The 17,230-nt window shown below is 39.4% G+C and carries 10 protein-coding genes; 2 read left to right on the top strand and 8 right to left on the bottom strand.

Annotated elements, in window-relative coordinates:
• Positions 1-56: 56 nt before the first annotated feature.
• From LQ201_RS12270 to LQ201_RS12285, 4 genes are all read right to left on the bottom strand, one after another.
• The gene (locus LQ201_RS12270; protein ID WP_230142733.1) at positions 57-2,315 is read right to left on the bottom strand and encodes a GH92 family glycosyl hydrolase; all 2,259 of its coding nucleotides are present in this window, start codon (positions 2,313-2,315) and stop codon (positions 57-59) included.
• A 306-nt stretch (positions 2,316-2,621) separates the two neighbouring features.
• Entirely contained in the window at positions 2,622-3,947 is a 1,326-nt protein-coding gene (locus LQ201_RS12275) for an alpha-L-fucosidase (protein ID WP_230142735.1), read from the bottom strand.
• 231 nt (positions 3,948-4,178) lie between these two features.
• Positions 4,179-5,870, bottom strand: a complete 1,692-nt coding sequence (locus tag LQ201_RS12280; RefSeq protein ID WP_230142737.1) for a S41 family peptidase — start codon at positions 5,868-5,870, stop codon at positions 4,179-4,181.
• A gap of 184 nt (positions 5,871-6,054) precedes the next feature.
• Complete coding sequence (locus LQ201_RS12285) at positions 6,055-6,270, bottom strand: hypothetical protein (protein ID WP_230142739.1); 216 nt, start codon at positions 6,268-6,270, stop codon at positions 6,055-6,057.
• A 239-nt stretch (positions 6,271-6,509) separates the two neighbouring features.
• Between LQ201_RS12285 and LQ201_RS12290 the strand changes: the two genes are divergently transcribed.
• Both LQ201_RS12290 and LQ201_RS12295 read left to right on the top strand, forming a co-directional pair.
• Positions 6,510-7,112, top strand: a complete 603-nt coding sequence (locus LQ201_RS12290; RefSeq protein ID WP_230142741.1) for a porin family protein — start codon at positions 6,510-6,512, stop codon at positions 7,110-7,112.
• A gap of 190 nt (positions 7,113-7,302) precedes the next feature.
• Positions 7,303-9,135 carry a PQQ-binding-like beta-propeller repeat protein gene (locus LQ201_RS12295; protein WP_230142742.1) on the top strand — a complete coding sequence of 611 codons (1,833 nt, stop codon included), beginning with the start codon at positions 7,303-7,305 and terminating at the stop codon, positions 9,133-9,135.
• 72 nt (positions 9,136-9,207) lie between these two features.
• On the opposite strand, the gene LQ201_RS12300 is transcribed toward LQ201_RS12295, so the two are convergent.
• The 4 genes from LQ201_RS12300 to LQ201_RS12315 form a co-directional block, all read right to left on the bottom strand.
• Complete coding sequence (locus LQ201_RS12300; RefSeq protein WP_230142746.1) at positions 9,208-11,052, bottom strand: RagB/SusD family nutrient uptake outer membrane protein; 1,845 nt, start codon at positions 11,050-11,052, stop codon at positions 9,208-9,210.
• Between the two features lie 12 nt (positions 11,053-11,064).
• Positions 11,065-14,532, bottom strand: coding sequence for a TonB-dependent receptor (locus tag LQ201_RS12305; protein ID WP_230142748.1), 3,468 nt, complete (start codon positions 14,530-14,532; stop codon positions 11,065-11,067).
• A gap of 264 nt (positions 14,533-14,796) precedes the next feature.
• Positions 14,797-15,594, bottom strand: a complete 798-nt coding sequence (locus LQ201_RS12310; RefSeq protein ID WP_230142751.1) for a DUF4397 domain-containing protein — start codon at positions 15,592-15,594, stop codon at positions 14,797-14,799.
• Between the two features lie 23 nt (positions 15,595-15,617).
• Positions 15,618-17,228: a SusD/RagB family nutrient-binding outer membrane lipoprotein gene (locus LQ201_RS12315; protein WP_230142754.1), complete on the bottom strand. Its 1,611-nt coding sequence runs from the start codon at positions 17,226-17,228 to the stop codon at positions 15,618-15,620.
• Positions 17,229-17,230 lie beyond the last annotated feature (2 nt).

The following is a 17,230-nucleotide window of genomic DNA, read 5'->3' on the forward strand; positions in this document are numbered from 1 at the left end:
GAATGAGAATTTTCACTATTGGTATAGTAAGCATTCAATCATTTTCAATTTAATCATTACTTAGTTGAAACTGGTCTGTCTTCTTGTTTTACACCCCAGGTTGCTGATGGTTTATTGCCCATATAAATTTGCATATTTCCGCCCGCTGTTATGGTTTTATGCAGGATAAATGATTTAGTATAAGCTTTGCCATTCAGCACAATTTTCTGAATGTACTTATTCTCTGCACTATTACCCACAACCTTTATATTGAATTTCTTATTCCCATGCAGCGAAATGATTGCATCGTTAATTAATGGCGTTCCGAAAACGTAAGCCCCGTTTGCCGGATTAACAGGATAGAAACCCATTGCCGAGAAGACATACCAGGCGCTCATTTGGCCTACATCTTCGTTACCACACAAACCATCAGGTTTTGAAGAATAAAAATCTTTGTCGATTTTACGGATCAGATCGGCAGTTTTCCATGGCTGACCTGCGTAAGTATATAAATAAGGGATGTGGTGGTTGGGTTCATTTCCCTGTGCATAATTACCGATCAACCCACTAATATCCGGCGAACCGTTGGTTCCCAAATCTAAGGGTAAGGTAAATAGTGAGTCGAGTTTATTGATAAAAGCTTTATCCCCTCCAAAAAGATTGATCAGCCCTTCTACGTCTTGTGGTACCAGCCAGGTGTATTGCCAGGCATTCCCTTCTACATAGTCATCTTCACGGTGTTTGGATGAAAAGGGATCGAATGGGCTTCTCCAGTTTCCATTGGCAAGTTTACCCCGCATAAACTGAACACTCGGATCGAAATATAAACGATACAGTTTCGATCTTTTGCTAAAGTAAGTAAGATCTGCTGTTTTATTCAGTGCCTTAGCCATTTGTGCAATGCAATAATCATCAATAGCATACTCCAAAGCCTTACCCACTGATTCGTTTATTTTATCGGCAGGAATGTATTTAAGCTCCTGAATGTATTCGATGCCATCTGTTTTTTGCATAGCCGATTGTTTTATCGCTTCGTATGCCAGATTTACATCAAAACCCCGGTATCCTTTTAAATAAGCATCAACAATAACCGGAACAGCATGGTAGCCCACCATGGTATTGGTTTCACTGCCCATTAAATGCCAAACGGGTAGTTTACCCTGTTGTTTATAGATGGCCAACATGGTATTTACCATATCGTTTACTTTATCCTGGTGCAGAATGGTGTACAATGGATTGGCTGCACGGTAAGTATCCCACAGTGAAAAGGTAGTGAGGTTATTGAAACTGGCCTTTTTGTATACCTTTTTATCTGTACCGAGGTAATCTTTGTTTACATCGTTAAAAAGTGACGGGGCCACCATGGTATGGTACAAAGCAGTATAAAATATCTTTTTGGTCGTATTTGAAGCCTCAATTTTTACCTTGGCAAGTTCTTTTTCCCACTTCGCATCACTGTTTTTAACTGTAGCGGTAAAATCCCATCCTGGCAATTCTGTTTTTAAGTTTAAAATGGCATTTTCAATGCTTACCGGAGATAAAGCAACTTTAATCTGTAGTTTATCATGATTAATGGCATTAAAGTTTACCGCTGCTTTTAGTTTTTTGCCAGATAATGCCAGGCCGCTTTTAACGGCTGTGCTATCGTATAATGCAATACTTTTAATCGGTTGTGAAAGTTTGATTACAAAATACAAACGTTGATCGTTGGCCCAACCTTTCGAATTACGATGCCCTACAATAGTGGTCGCATCGAGCTGTTTAAATGATGCAGATACAGGTGCATCCCAGCCTATACCTTCTATCAAATCGATAATGACATGTGGGTTTTCAGCACCTTTTTTAAAAGTATATTGGTGAAAACCAACTCTTTCGGTTGCTGTTAGTTCGGCTTTAATCTGGTATTTATCAAGTAATACACTGTAATAACCAGCTTTGGCTATTTCATTTTGATGCGAAAATTTAGACAGGTAGCCGTTCTGGTCTTCGGCTGTTTTACCTTTCTCAAGCAATAATTTACCTGTTGCAGGCATGATCGAAATATCGCCCAGATCGCCGATTCCGGTACCACTTAAATGCGTATGTGCAAAACCGGTAATGGTATTACTAACGTAATTATACCCACTGCACCAATCCCAGCCTTCAAAAATGTTGTTCGGCCCGAGCTGAACTGCACCAAAAGGAACATTTGCGCCTACAAAAACGTGACCGTGTTTTGCTGATCCGATTAATGGATCTACATACCGGGTAAGTTTGGTGTTCTGCTGCGCAGCTGCATTAAGAGAGAATAGAGAGGCCGTTAGAAATAGAATAGACGAGGTTTTCTTGAACTGCATGTGTGCTTATAATTTCTTACATTAGAATTTAAAGCCTAAAAGTAAAACGTTTTACGTTTATTCTCTCATAAAGAGGAAAGAATTACATCAAAAGCATTGGATTTTGTCGATTATTGGGAGATAACAGGCTTTTGAACGCGAGAGATCGTCATTGCGAGAAGGCTTTTTCAGCTGACGAAGCAATCTTACAACTATCGCTAATAGCGAACGCATTAAGATTGCTTCGTACCTCGCAATGACGATTCTTTTATTGAAATCAAAAGATCCTTCACTGCGTTCAGGATGACAGCATATATAAACGTCCTGTTACCCAATCTCCAAAACAATTACCCGATCCGGTTCTGCACTATTTAAAGTTGCAGTAATGTTTAATGTTGATTTTTTAAAGGTATAGTTTACCGGACTTTTATCTTTCAATAAATATGCTTTTTTTATTTTCTTTAGCGGAACGTTTTCTAAGTTAAGTGTAGTGGTTTTTCCGTCAACCAGGTGGATATAAACTTTTTTGTCGCTTTGCGTAATGCTTCCCCAGGCCTGTGGTTTTATAAATCCGGCTTTAGTACCGTAAATGCTTTCGCCATATACTTTAAGCCAATCGCCCAAACCGACTAATCGGTCTTGAAACTCTGGCTGAATTTTACCACTCGGCATTGGCCCGATGTTCAGTAAAAGATTAGAACCTAAACTTGCTGCTTTAACCAACATATGCACCAGTTCTTTATTCGTTTTGTAATAGGTATCACTCAGGTTATATCCCCACGAATTTGAAATGGTTTCGCAGGTTTCGAGCGGTAGTTTATCTGATGCCTTTTGAAAACTTAAACCTGATTTATTCTCACCTGGAAGATCGCGTTCGAACATTTGAAAATCTTCTCCGGCAAAGGGTGTAAGGTGGTGATTGTTACCAATCATGCACTGTGGCTGAAGTTTGTGGATTAAACCATAAATTTCATTGTATTTCCAATCAATCCTTGATGTCCTGTCTTTTGATCCTTCTGGTTCAGTCTGATCCCAATGCCCGTCGAACCAGATTCCGCCAATTTCACCATAATTGGTCAACAACTCTGTTAATTGGTTTTTCATGAACTGCAAATAACTTGCATAATCGCCTTTACCAGTCCTACCTGAGTTCTGTCCGGTACGGCCGGTTTCGTGCGGATAGTCTTCTCTTCGCCAATCTAACAGCGAATAATACAGGTATAGTTTTATGCCTTGCTTATGGCACTCATCTGCCATCATTTTTACAATATCTTTTTTGTAGGGCGTATTCATGATATTGAAATCAGAATATTTTGTATCCCACATGCTAAAACCATCATGGTGCCTGGTAATCAGTGTAATATATTTCATTCCGGCATTCTTCGCCATGCTCACCCATTGTTCGGCATTAAACTCAACAGGATTAAAAAAATCTTTAAGGTTGGTATAATTATGAACATTCAACTTTCGTTCGTTCATTACCCATTCGCCGCTCCCTGGTATACTAAAAGGCCCCCAGTGGATAAATAAGCCAAAACGGGCATCGTTAAACCATTTACGGCTTTCGATATTTGATGGAGATGGGCTGTAAGTTTGGGCGGAAATATTGAATGCTACAAAGCCAAAGAAACACAAAAGCAGTATTTTTTTCATGCGAATATTTTCGATTTGATTAGAATTTGAAATTAATCATTTATTCACGTTAATCAACCATTAAGCTAATAGGGCTTAAGCTTTTTCCATTAAAACTTAAGATTCCACATTAAAAACCAAATTTAGGCGCAGTTGTGTTAAGTTAAGTAAAACAAAAAGTATATAAACAGCTATTTTGCTTTCTAACCTGGCAAGGTTGAAAAACTTACTATTTATTTTATAGTCAACCTATTAATCAACAACAGCAAGCGCTTTAACTGGCTTACCTATTACTTTGTAATTTCCATCGCCTTTTAAAATGGCCAGGATCTGCGATTGGTTCGTAAAAAGATTTTTTGCTGCAGCCAATTCTTTATCGTACTGGAAGCTCTGCTCAATTCTTCCTTTTTCATAAAAATATCGGCTTACGATCTGTGTTTCTAAAACTCTTTTTATTTCTGCTTTATGGCTAACCAGATCAGTTTTTTTAGAAGAGGTAAGTTTATATTTAAGATTCTCCAGATCGGTTTTTACCTCAGCAGATTTATTTTCCTTTTCGGCTTCTAAACGTAAATCGGAAAGCAACCTTTCGGTACGGCTTAGGTAGGTTAAATCTTTATCGGCCAAACTGCCAGAAAACGCAGCATAGTCCGCATCAGATAACTGGAAAGTTTTGGCCGAGGCCAAACTTGGTTTTTCTTTCCTGTATTGATTTGCGTAGTTAAAGAAAAGGTTTTTATTAAGCATTGAAATGGTAATCGGGCTGAGCTTTATGGCATCTACCACAATATCGGGATAAACACCATTACCACTGTACACGTTTCTTCCCGCTTTGGTTTGGTACATCACCATGGTCGAATCGGCAAAACGTTCTGCAACACCATCTGCATTTTTGTGTGCATAATCTAATTTTTGGATGCACCTGCCTGATGGTGTATAATATTTTGCCACAGTTACTTTAACCAAGCTGTTATAGGGCAGGTTAAAGGTTTGCTGAACCAAGCCTTTGCCATAACTACGTTGACCAATTACAATGGCACGATCCAAATCCTGTAAAGAACCCGCAACAATCTCTGAGGCTGAGGCCGAATTTCCATTTACAAGCACTACTAACGGAACCGAGGTAGAAACCGGGGTTAAAAGTGTTTTATAGGCAATGGTTTTCTCTACATTTTTGCCTTTTTGGGTCACAACAAGCTGATCCTTATTCACAAAGAGGTTCACAATTTTAACCGCTTCCTGCAAAATACCCCCGCCGTTGTTTCTCAAATCTAAAACCACACCTTTTGGGTTTTCTTTTTGAATTGCCAACAGGGCATCTTTAACTTCCTGTCCGGAATTTTCAAGAAATTTATCGAGTTTGATGTAACCGATGCCATCGCCAACCATTCCTGAGTAAGAAACGTTAGGCTGTTTTATTTCATCACGGACAAGTTTTTTAGTGATTTCTTTTCCCTCTCTGATCACCAACAAATCAACGGCTGTGCCTTTAGGGCCACGCAATAATTGGCTAACTTCTGAGCGGTCTTTTCCTTTTATAGCAGTTCCATTGATGCTCAGCACCTGATCGCCGGCTTTAATATCACCTTTATTTGCAGGATAACCTTCGCTCACTTCATTGATAAACAGTTTGCCATCAATAAAAACAGTACTTGCACCAATACCACCATATTGAGTGCTCACATATTTCAATTTGTAATCTTCAATCTCCGATTCTGGAACGTATTCGGTATAAGGATCTAAACTATCTAACATGGCATCAATCCCCGTTTTCATCAATTGGGGGGCATTGGTGTCATCAACATAATTGATATTGATTTCTTTATAGAGCGAAGCAAAAATATCCAGATTTTTAGATACTAGGAATAAATCTTCTTTAAATGAAAAAGACAAAACAGCCACGCCAAAGGCCGCTGCTAAAAGACCATATTTTAGTTTCTTCATTCCCTTATATATTTTAATTCCGAAGGGCAAGTTAAATGAAATACCGCTCTTTTTGGAAGATTATTATTGATTAAGTACAAACGTAAATGTACAAAAACCGATAAATATTAAAAACAGCTTATTTGGGCTAAGCGTAAATTAAGCGTTACGCGAAAAAGAAGAGAATGAAAACAAGGAAAATTTATTAAAGTCTGTTACCCTTGGTATCGGCAAGTGCTTTTTGAATAGTAAATTCGATGTAGGTGCGGTCGCGTTTTACCAAACGCATTAAATCTTCAATCAGTTGATCTTCTTTGCCTGGCGTAAATGCTAAAGGCTCGTTCGCCAGATCGCGATATTTCCTTAAGAACTTGGTTTTTACTTTAAATGCAGTTTCTGAAGTAAGTTGAAAATTAGCCATGGCATATTTTATTTGATGCAAAAGTAAAAAATATTTGCTCAGGTTAATACCTTTTTATGTGATGTGACAAAAAAAGTGGAGATTCGCGGATTCTTTTTGCACGATAATTGTGTTAAAAGCACGTTATAAAACCTAATCGGTATAAAAACCGCTTAATACAAATTTTTAAAAATGAAACCATGGCAGGTATCATTGATCGTTTATGGTTTTATAACCTTTAAAAAACAAAATTAAACAACATGAAAAAAATCATCTTCTCTATTGTTTTCCTAACCTTGGGTTGGGCAACATCAAAGGCACAAACGTTTAACCTCGGGGTTAAGGCAGGCGTAAACTTAGCAAAGTTAAATGCAGATTTTGCAAGTGAAGAAAACCGTTTAGGTTATCAGATCGGTGCCTGGGCACGCATTGGTGGCGCTAGTTTGTATGTGCAACCAGAGGCTTACATTGGCAGCAAAGGCAATAAATTTATCAGCATTACGCAAGATAATGGGAACGAAGTTACAGCTGAAGGAAAAGTAAAATTTACCACTTTAGATGTACCTGTTTTATTGGGAACAAAATTTGGTGCTAAAAATTTAAACTTCCGCTTAATGGCTGGTCCGGTTATTTCATTTATTCTGGATGAAAATTCGTCGTTTAGTTCTGCCTATCAACAAGCAACCGATTTCGACAACTACAAAAACCAGGCGCTGGGCCTACAGGCTGGTGCTGGTGTAGATGTGGGTAACATTTCGGTTGATTTACGCTACGAAGCTGGTTTATCCAACATCAGTAAAAGTGAAAAATACAGCCAAAAGCCGAACTTGTTTCAATTGAGTTTAGGATTTAAAATTTTGTAATTTTTTCAACAAAACGAGTAAGAGGCGGCCAATGGTCGCCTTTTTTTGTTTAATCCTTTTTTTGCAATTGAAAAAGCTATTTCTTAACCTGTTACAGCACACTTATTAATATGTAAAATTGGCATTACAGCCCTGTTTAAGCCCTAAAAAATGTCGATTTTTATAGTAAAACAATTAAACGAAAACCAAAATGAAACATCCTATTCTTTTACTGTTTGCTATTATTATATCGCTCTCTGTAAAAGCCCAAAATTTTAAATATGCTTTTGTAACTGATACCCATGTTGGGTCATCAACAGGCGAAGAAGATCTTAACCGAACTGTTGCTGATTTAAATATGCTGAATGACATCGATTTTGTGATCATTACTGGCGATATCACCGAAATGGGCACTAATAACGAGCTTAAACTGGCCAAAGATATCCTATCGAAATTAAATAAACCATACCACATTATCCCTGGAAACCACGATACCGGATGGTCGGAATCAGGAGGAGTAAATTTTATCAAAGCGTTTGGCGGCGATAAATTTATTTTCGATCATAATGGCTACCGTTTTATAGCATGTGCATCTGGCCCTTACGTAAGGATGAGCGATGGGCACATTCCAAGGGATGCTACCGTTTGGCTGGATAGTGTGCTTAAAGCAACACCTAAAAATATGCCCATTATTTTTGCCAACCACTACCCATTGGATAACAGTTTGGATAATTGGTACGAAGCAACAGATAAGTTAAAGAAATATAATATCCAGTATGCCATTTGCGGCCATGGACACAATAATCATCCTTATAATTTTGAAGGTATTGAAGCCACAATGGGCCGCTCTAATCTAAGGGCAAAGGATAGTATTGGTGGGTATAACATTGTAACCATGACCAAGGATAGTGCATTTTTTCAGGTTAAAAAACCAACCCGGGATATTCTTCCGGTATGGCGAAAAATTGCACTAAAAACTTTTCTGGCCGATTCAAAAAAATATGATCGTCCTGATTTTGCCATCAATAGCAAATACCCGGGCACAAAAGAAGTTTGGACTTACCACTCTAACGCAAACGTAGTGAATACACCAACTTACACATCGAACAATGTTATTTTTGGCAATAGCTTAGGTTTGGTTGAAGCCTTAAATAAAAATACCGGGAAGAAAGTATGGACATTTAAAACCAAAGGCGCGATCTATTCATCACCAGTTGCTGTTAACAATATGGTTATCTTCGGTTCAGGCGATGGCACCATTTACGCATTAAGTGCAAAAACAGGAAAGGAAATCTGGCATAAAGAAGCAAGCAATTCGGTATTAGGTTCGCCAGTGGTTAACGGGCAAAAAGTGTACATAGGAGGCAGCGATAATACCTTTAGGGCATTGGATATTAAAACGGGGAACGAAATATGGGCATTTAAAGAAGTAGAAGGTACAATTGTGGGCAAGCCACTTATTTATCAGGGCAAAATTATTTTTGGATCCTGGGGCAGGCATCTATACGCACTTGATATTAACAGCGGGAACTTGTTATGGAAATGGAACAATGGCCAGGGCAACAGAATGTTTTCGCCAGCTATGGTAACGCCTGTTGCTTATAACGGCATCGTTTACATTGCAGCCCCTGACCGCTATTTAACAGCCATTGATGCTAACAATGGCAGCACGCTTTGGCGAAACAAAGAAGCTACGGTTCGCGAATCGATCGGACAGTCCGCAGACAGTACCATCATTTATGGCAAAACCATGCAGGACGAAATCGTAGCTTATAAAGCGCAGGCACAAGATCCGGGTGTACTTTGGCGATACAATGTGGGCTTTGGATATGAACATGTACCATCCATGTTGATTGAAAAGGACGGAAAGGTGTTTTTTGGAACAAAGAATGGTGTTATTTATGCTATCGATCCTAAACAACAAAGCACGGTTTGGGCACACAAAATAGATAATTCGATGATCAATACCGTAAATGTGATTGATGGAAAAAATATACTTGCGAGTACAATGGATGGAAAAGTAGTTTGGTTAAGCACGAAATAACAAGCATAAAAAAACCTCCTCAATCTTATTAAGTTTGAGGAGGTTATATTAATTCAACAAATACTTAAAGCACTACCAGCCTGTAGTTTGTGTAAGCTTATAGCCCTTTTCCTGATATTGAATAATCTGCGCCTGCCCTACTGGTGCTAAATATGCCCTATCTGTAAATGCATTTCTATTCGCCGCATTGGTAACCATCCAATAACCTACCATGGCCGCAGCATTTGTGCCATCATAGGTAACAATGGTGCCATCAGTCTTTTTAACCTTAACATTTCGAGCGGTTGCATTAGCGGGAGTTAAATAACTTGCAGCCTCGGTTTGTACATTAACCCATGGCCCCAAAAAATAGTCAGGATTGGTACTGAAATCCATATTGTTTAATTTTTTCCAGCGTTTTAAATCCAACAACCTGGTATGCTCAAACACAAATTCCATGCGACGCTCCCTGCGGATTTCCCAGATCAAGTCTGGAACATCGGTATCTTTAGCCGGATCAACAGGAAGTGCCCCTAACGTTAGTGGAGCTGTTTTTAATACCCCTTTTGCAGTTGCCGCAGCATCTAAAGGCCGGTTTCTGATCGCATTTACCGATTTGTTCAAATCAGCCTGCGTTACGGCTGTACCACCAAAATACTGAGCCAGCACTGCTTTGGCTTCTATCCAATTTAATACTACTTCTGCTAACCTCATTACAGGTGCATCGCTCGTATTGGTATTGCTGCCCCATGCAGCCGGATAAGTTTTACCGATATAGGTTAAAGCCTCTCTTGATGCAAATTTAAAACCGTAAAGCAATGTTGCCGAAGGAACCAGGGCTTTATCATAAAATGAAGCTTCAAAACGGGGATCTCTTGTTTTTACCAGATCGGCAATTGTAAATGAGTTGGCTCCGGCAACAGCAGAGTTTTGCCATACTTTACCATCGTTAAGGAGGAAAGATTTGATTAAAACTAAATTTGCATCAACTCCTACTACCTCTGTTCCATTTTGGTAAGAACCAATACTGTGTGTAACTGTTAAAGCAGCATCGTAAGTCCTATAAAGCAATACTTCCGGATGCCCTGCCAGGTTATCACTCGAAAACAATGATTTAAAATCGCGGGTGAAATTATATTTGTTGCTATTGATCACATAATCGCCTGTCTCAACAGCAAATTCTAAGTATTTTTTTGCTCTTGCCGCATCTAAACCATGGTAATGCTCATAAGTTCCTTCAAATAACATGAATCTTGAGATAAAAGCAGCAGCAATGTATTTATTTAAAAACTGAGCCCCGTCATTTTCACGCATATTGGCCATCACAAATTTAAAGTCATCATATACTTTATCCATAACCACCCCCCTGGCATCTCTATCTTTATATAAAGCAGCCAGATCGGTATCCGAAAGCTCTTTATCAAAATAAGGCACATCGCCAAAAACACTTACCAAACGACTGTATTCAAACCCCCTAAAAAAACGGGCAACTGCTGTCCAGTGGTTATAGGCTTCGGTAGTAATTTTAGGCTTTGCCACATCGTTTAAACGGGCAAGCATTACGTTCGATTTTCTGATCCAGGCAAAATCCCAGGTGGGGCCTGCATAAGTACCCAACCAATCAGCTGCTTCAGAAACAGAACCTCTTGTAGTAGGGACACTACTTTCAAAGTTAATCTGAACATTTTTACCTGTTAAATCATCCGAGAAAGTATAACCCCTAACAGGTGTATAATCAACTCCAAAGCCAGTACTGTAACCGTTAAAATAGTTAGGGTAGTAACTGTTGGCGTACATGCGGATATCATCTTCACCACGCCAATATTGTCCATCAACATAAGATGTTAAGGGTGGACGGTCTAAAACATCCTTATTACAAGACACCAGAAGTAGGCAGGCCATAACCGGCAAACCATATATGTATTTAAAATATTTCATCTTCTTAATTTTTTAAAAATTCAACTGAACACCAAAAGAAATACTCTTGAAGGCTGGGATTCCGGTTCCTGTGCGACCGCTGTTATAATTTGATTGATCCCAGATCGAATAGCCGCTAACACTCTCCGGATCGATTGGCAAATCACCCAAATGATCCCAGGTAAAGAAATTCTCTAATGCAGTATATACCCTAAGTGAGCTGATACCTACTTTTTTGGTCAACATCTGTGGAAAAGTATAACCAACGGTTAAATTTTTCAATCTTAAATAAGCCATATTTAACAGATAGCGATCCTGAACCTGCATGTTATTGGTGGTTCCACTGGCTGCATTGTTATAAGCAGCAGGGTAAAAAGCATCGGGTGTTTGCGGCGTCCAGTAGTTACCTGCAATTGCTTCGGGCATTGCACCATCAGCCGAGTTAAAGCCTGGGATAGCTAAAAATCCAGCACCCCATATTTTACGGCTACCTACACCCTGGAAAAATGCACTAATATCAACCCCTTTAAAATCGGCCCCCAGCCTAAAACCATACTCGTAACTCGGGTTAGAATTTCCGATTACTTCTAAATCGCCGTGATTGGCCAATGTACCATCTCCATTACTGATTTCCCCATCGCCGTTAATATCTCTAAACTTAACATCACCAGGGCCAAAACGGAAGTTGGATGAATTTTGTAAAAATGGTTGGTAAACTGGTTTTTCGCCATTTGGTCCGGCTTTTAGTTTATAGGCCTGCTTACCTGCATTCAGCTTACTTTCAGCAGATGTTAAAGTAATCAAGATTGGTTTACCCGAGCCATCTAGTTCAAAATCGCTGGTTTGGTACAATCTATCGGTACGGTAGCCCCAAATTTCGCCAATATCCTTTCCATTATAGTTATTAAGTACTTGCGTTCCAGAACCATACTCGGTTAACCTTGTTTTGGCATCAGAAATATTTCCTTTGAAATTAATTCCTAAACCATTTTTAAACCTGTGGTTAAAATCTAAGGTCAATTCCCAACCTCTGGTTTGTAGCGAACCGAAGTTTCCCTGTGGCGCTCCGGCACCAAAAGTAAAAGGAATGCCTTCCTGTGGCACAATCATATTATTGGTGTTTCTTTGAAAAACATCAAAAGAAAGATTTACCTTATTATTTAAAAGGGTTGCGTCTAGTCCTATATTGGTAGTTACAATATCCTGCCATTGAATTGCTTCTTTAATTGCATCAGGCGTACCTACATAATTTACTTTGGCACCGTTTGCACCAATCCAACTCGACTGTCCGCTTGGCATAGTTGCAATGTATAAATTGTTAGGTACGGTCTGATCGCCTATTGAACCCCAGGACCCTCTGAATTTTAACTGATTTAGCAGTGGTTTAGTCCAGGCCATAAAACTTTCTTCACTGGCTACCCAACCTGCCGAGAATGAAGGAAACCACCTCCACTGCAAATCGGTTGGGAATTTAGAAGAACCATCGTAACGCAAGTTACCTTCAATAAGGTATTTGTTTTTAAAAGCATAGTTTACACGACCAAAATATCCCAATTGTGCTTCCCATCTTTTATCTGACCCAGGAATGTTTATCCCACCTGGGATAATACCCATCACTGCGCTAGATGGAAGTACGGTTTGAAGTCCGGTACCAAACCTAAACTGTGGGTTTATGATATCGCTTAAATTGGTGATTTGACCAAACTGTGATTCTGCGGTAGATGTAACCCGGTTTAAACCTAAAATAAATTTAAAATCGTGGCTTTCCTTAAGGTTTAAACTATAAGTTGTAAAAGCATTAATGGTATGGCTAAAATAGCTTGTAGCAGATCGTGCAAAATGATCTGGACTTGAGCCTGGTGTGGTATACATATCCATAGACAGATCATAAGCTGCAATTGCGCCGGCTGTAGTGCTTGATACCACCTGGCCCTGATCGTTTACATAAACAGGTGCACCACTTGCATCTAAACGCGCTTTAGGTGCTACCCACGAGTTTCTTGCGGTAAATCTAGTGCCCGGTCTTTTCCAATCTTCGTTCTGATTGGTAAAAGTATAATCAAAATCTACCTTCCAGTTTTTTAAGATATTAACGGTAGATCCTAAATTTACATTGGCATAATTTAACAATATATTAGCGGTATTTGCTGAAGCCACTTCACTTTCAGGACTGCGGATGGCATCTCCATTCTCATCTTTACCCAATGGGTACAAGGAACTCCAACGATATAAATACAACCATGGATCGGCAGTTGTAGAGCTTGTGGTATAAGCATATTGTTTATTTCTCCGTGAATATAATGCGCCCCCACGTATGGTAAGGTATTTGTTGATTTCACTTGAAATTTTAAATGAAGCATTGTAGCGCGTAAAACGATCTTCTTTTGCCGGCTTTAGCATCCCACTCTGATCGAGCAATGCAAGTCCGATATTATAAGATGTTTTTCCGGTTGTACCACCAACTGATAGGTTATGTTGTTGGGTAGGTGCCCATTCTTTGATCATATAATCGTAAGGATCGTAAGTTCTTACGCCCATTTTCTGGTTAGCACCCTGAACGTACCAATCTCTACCAAATACTGTTGGGTCGTTTGGCCCTATTGTACTGCCGTATTTCTCTTTCCAGGCAACCGCCTTTTCATAACTTGCTCTATCTACATAATAAAATGCGCCAACTGGTGTGGTTACACCAATACGTTCAGCAGCATCAACCGTATATTTCAAACCGTTTACATCAGCCATCTTTAAGTCTTTCCAAACGTTTTGGAAAGAAAAGTTATTTGAATAATTAATTGATGGCTTATCAGTGCCTGAGCCTTGTTTAGTAGTAATTAATACCACACCGAAAGCGGCCTTAGCGCCATAAATAGATGCTGCTGCTGCATCTTTCAAAATGGTAATAGAGGCAATATCATTTGGATTAACCAATTGGATGCTTGGAATCTCTACATTATCCAATAAAATCAACGGAGAACTTCCCCCTGCAAATGATGCCAACTGCCCTCTAATTTTGATCACCGGGTCAGAACCAATCTCTCCACTGGGAACAGTTACACTTAAACCAGATGCAGCACCCTGTAGTGCTCTACCAACATCTGCAATTGGCCTGCCCTCCAGCGTCTTTTTTACATCAATGGTAGAAACTGCTCCGGTAAGATTGCCTTTGCGCTGAGTTCCATAACCCACCACAACTACATCATCCAGCCCCTGAGCATCTGTTTTCAGGCTAACATTGATTGTTTTACCTGCGCCAACAGTTCTTTCTGTAGTTACATAACCGATATAAGAAAACACCAATATATCACCATTGGAGGCTTTGATAGAATAAGTTCCGTCGGCGGTAGATTGTGCAACAATAGTGCTTCCCTTTACTCTAACGGAAACTCCTGGTATTGGTCCATCCTCAGATGTAACCTTACCTGTAATGGTAGTTTGTTGTGCAATGGCATGGGCCAGCAACACAAACGTACCAAGAAAAATTAATAGTAGTTTTTTTTTCATAAACGTAAGTTTAGAATTGTTTTGTAGTTTAGTCTTAATACCGCATAAAACAGCAATATTTAAGTAAATATCACTAAATATTTGATTAAAAAAAACAAATTTGGTTTTGCAACATCTATATTACCGCACAAACACGCAAAAAAGCGCATTATCTGATTATTAAGCAGTTATTGCATTATCTCTATTTCTTTCTATGCTGCTAAAAAAATCTGGGAAATGAAAAAGCCAACCGCTATGGGTTGGCTTTTATATCTGTAATTTAATCTATCTGATTAAAAAGAACGATACGTAAGGTCTACGTGGTGCCGTTGTGATGCCACTATAGCCACTGGCAAAAATGGTATAAACCCTTTTGTTTAAAAAAGTACTTGCACTGGTATAATTAGCAAGAACCGTTGCAGTTGTTATTGCTGCTCCAGCCGGCCTGATTTTCCAGGTTTTTGATTGCGCAGACCTTAATGTAATCTCGTTAGTAATGTTTAAATAATTTACGTTGCCTGCAATGAGCGAGTCTTTTGTATTATCGCTTGCACTGGTTCCGTAATATAGATCTACAGATGGTACATTTGGCATTAAGTTGATAAACCGGTATTTACAATAGGCCGTATCCGGCCTGGTAAAACTTTCCTGAGTTAAAACATTCTTGGTATTTGCAGCGGTATCGGTAATATGCGCAACATAATTTTTGCCTGCTTCTATCTGGAAGGTTGTACTATATAACACAACCGAATCAGTTCCATCATCCTTCTTCTTGGGAAGGATAATCGATAGTTTTAGATTGCCAGGACTTACAGCAAGGAAATCAGCCGTAGAACTGCCTCCTGTGTTATACCCACCACCAGGAAAAGGAGTACGTGCAGTAATTACACTACTAACTCTTTTATCGTTAATTTTAATGGCTATCGCCCTATTGTTATAATAGTAAGAGGCATAGTTCACCTTTAATAAAGCCTGGTCGCTGGTCAATTTTTCTGTTTCACCATAATCGAGTACATTTTTGGTGCAACCAGCTAAAGCCATTGCAATAAACAGACTGGCAAATAAGTTAGAAAATATTTTCATCTTGATATTTTTTAAATTAAAAATTATGGCTGGCTAAACCAGGTTTCTTTGGTCATATAATCAACATCTAGCCCGCCCCACTTGCGTAACTCCTCACTATTCCAAACATATTCAGAATTGTAACGTGGCCTGAAACGGTAAGCATATTTCCCGCCTAAAAGAAGGTCGGCTGTAGGAATTTGATAGAACTGCCTGAATACCGTTGCACTGTAATGATGCTTCCTGATATCAGACCATTGCTCTAAACCGGCCCAGCCCCATTGGGCAATATATTTTTGCCCCATGATGTCGGCCAATGTTAGTGTTGCGGCACTTTGGGCAACTTCATTAGAGGCCAAATAAGTATTAATTTCGGTATCAGTTATCAAAGGATCAGGGTTTTTAGAAGCCCTGCCATAAGTGTTGCAAAAAACCATATGGCCAGATATACCAAGCCTGTATGCAGTAAAAGCATCTGCTGTTTTTCCCTGTAAAAACAAGGCTTCTGCTTTTGTAAACTGTAATTGCGAATAGGTCATGATCGGATATCTCGCTGCATCGGCAAAAATATATTTCCCATTATAGGTAGTAGCACCAGCGGGGATGCTTCCGAAAACAATAGGAAGACCAGATGTACTGCTTCCCTGCGTTGGAACGCCGGCAATATACCTGCCCAAAGTAGCTGTAGCCGTACTTGCCGGCAACATCCTGCTCAACCGTGGATCGAGTGAGCTTGTTGGATTTGTGGTAGGTACTCCCCTCACTCCACCTGCAAGATAGTTTAAGATAGTGGTCGAAATCCGTCCATAATAGGTAGCTGTCGGTCCTGAAGGATTGATATAACCCAATGTGGGACCGAATGGATTGGTATCATCGGTACTTGCCGCAGAGAAATAAACCGTTGCTGATTCCGCTTCATTGGCAAAAGATAAATCAGTGTATTTAACAACACTATCAGCATACATGGCAGTAAATCCTGGTTTATTGACCAAATGACTGTACTGTAAAGCGTAAATAGCATACACAAATTTTCTCCATTTGGCCATATCTCCTTTATAAATCCCATCTCCGGTAACACTTGCCAATTGTGTAGCATAATTAAGTGGGCTTTTCATTGTAGAATACTTAAGCGATTGCTCGCAATAGTAACGCACTTTTGCATATACCTCTGGCTGATCGTGGTAAGGAAACCTTAACATTCCTGGTGTAAAAGCCTCATCCAGAATAATCGGGCCATAGAGATCCGTTGTTTGTTGATAGGCCCAGGCCTTAATTGCATAACCAATTGCAGCATACTCATATTTTTGATTGGCAACTGCATCATTAATTAAATTTTCCAGGTTCAAACCCAAATCAACATAGGTCATTCTCCAGATTACACCTCCATTATCGCTCGAACGTACAAAAGTGTGTTTTTCAAAAGCAATAGATCCATCATCAGTTGATGCACCAATAAGATTTTGCGTAATTTTCCAGATAAAGCGGTAATCCTGTGAGGTTCCGTTTGTCATTTGAAATAGAATGGGAGGAAGCAACAGTTCTGCTTTACTGGTTTGAGGCACGGCAGGATTTGTATTGATATCGAGGTATTTTTTACATCCTCCGGCCATTAATAATACTGCCGCAGCAATATATAGTTTATATAATCTTTTCATGT

It is taken from the genome of Pedobacter sp. Bi126 (genome assembly GCF_918698245.1).
Lineage (GTDB): Bacteria > Bacteroidota > Bacteroidia > Sphingobacteriales > Sphingobacteriaceae > Pedobacter.

Bases quoted from the DNA above. Each gene is read 5' to 3' on its own strand.
- LQ201_RS12315 (WP_230142754.1), bottom strand. From the start codon at position 17,228: ATGAAAAGATTATATAAACTATATATTGCTGCGGCAGTATTATTAATG.
- LQ201_RS12300 (WP_230142746.1), bottom strand. From the start codon at position 11,052: ATGAAATATTTTAAATACATATATGGTTTGCCGGTTATGGCCTGCCTA.
- LQ201_RS12270 (WP_230142733.1), bottom strand. From the start codon at position 2,315: ATGCAGTTCAAGAAAACCTCGTCTATTCTATTTCTAACGGCCTCTCTA.
- LQ201_RS12275 (WP_230142735.1), bottom strand. From the start codon at position 3,947: ATGAAAAAAATACTGCTTTTGTGTTTCTTTGGCTTTGTAGCATTCAAT.
- LQ201_RS12295 (WP_230142742.1), top strand. From the start codon at position 7,303: ATGAAACATCCTATTCTTTTACTGTTTGCTATTATTATATCGCTCTCT.
- LQ201_RS12310 (WP_230142751.1), bottom strand. From the start codon at position 15,594: ATGAAAATATTTTCTAACTTATTTGCCAGTCTGTTTATTGCAATGGCT.
- LQ201_RS12285 (WP_230142739.1), bottom strand. From the start codon at position 6,270: ATGGCTAATTTTCAACTTACTTCAGAAACTGCATTTAAAGTAAAAACC.
- LQ201_RS12280 (WP_230142737.1), bottom strand. From the start codon at position 5,870: ATGAAGAAACTAAAATATGGTCTTTTAGCAGCGGCCTTTGGCGTGGCT.
- LQ201_RS12290 (WP_230142741.1), top strand. From the start codon at position 6,510: ATGAAAAAAATCATCTTCTCTATTGTTTTCCTAACCTTGGGTTGGGCA.
- LQ201_RS12305 (WP_230142748.1), bottom strand. From the start codon at position 14,532: ATGAAAAAAAAACTACTATTAATTTTTCTTGGTACGTTTGTGTTGCTG.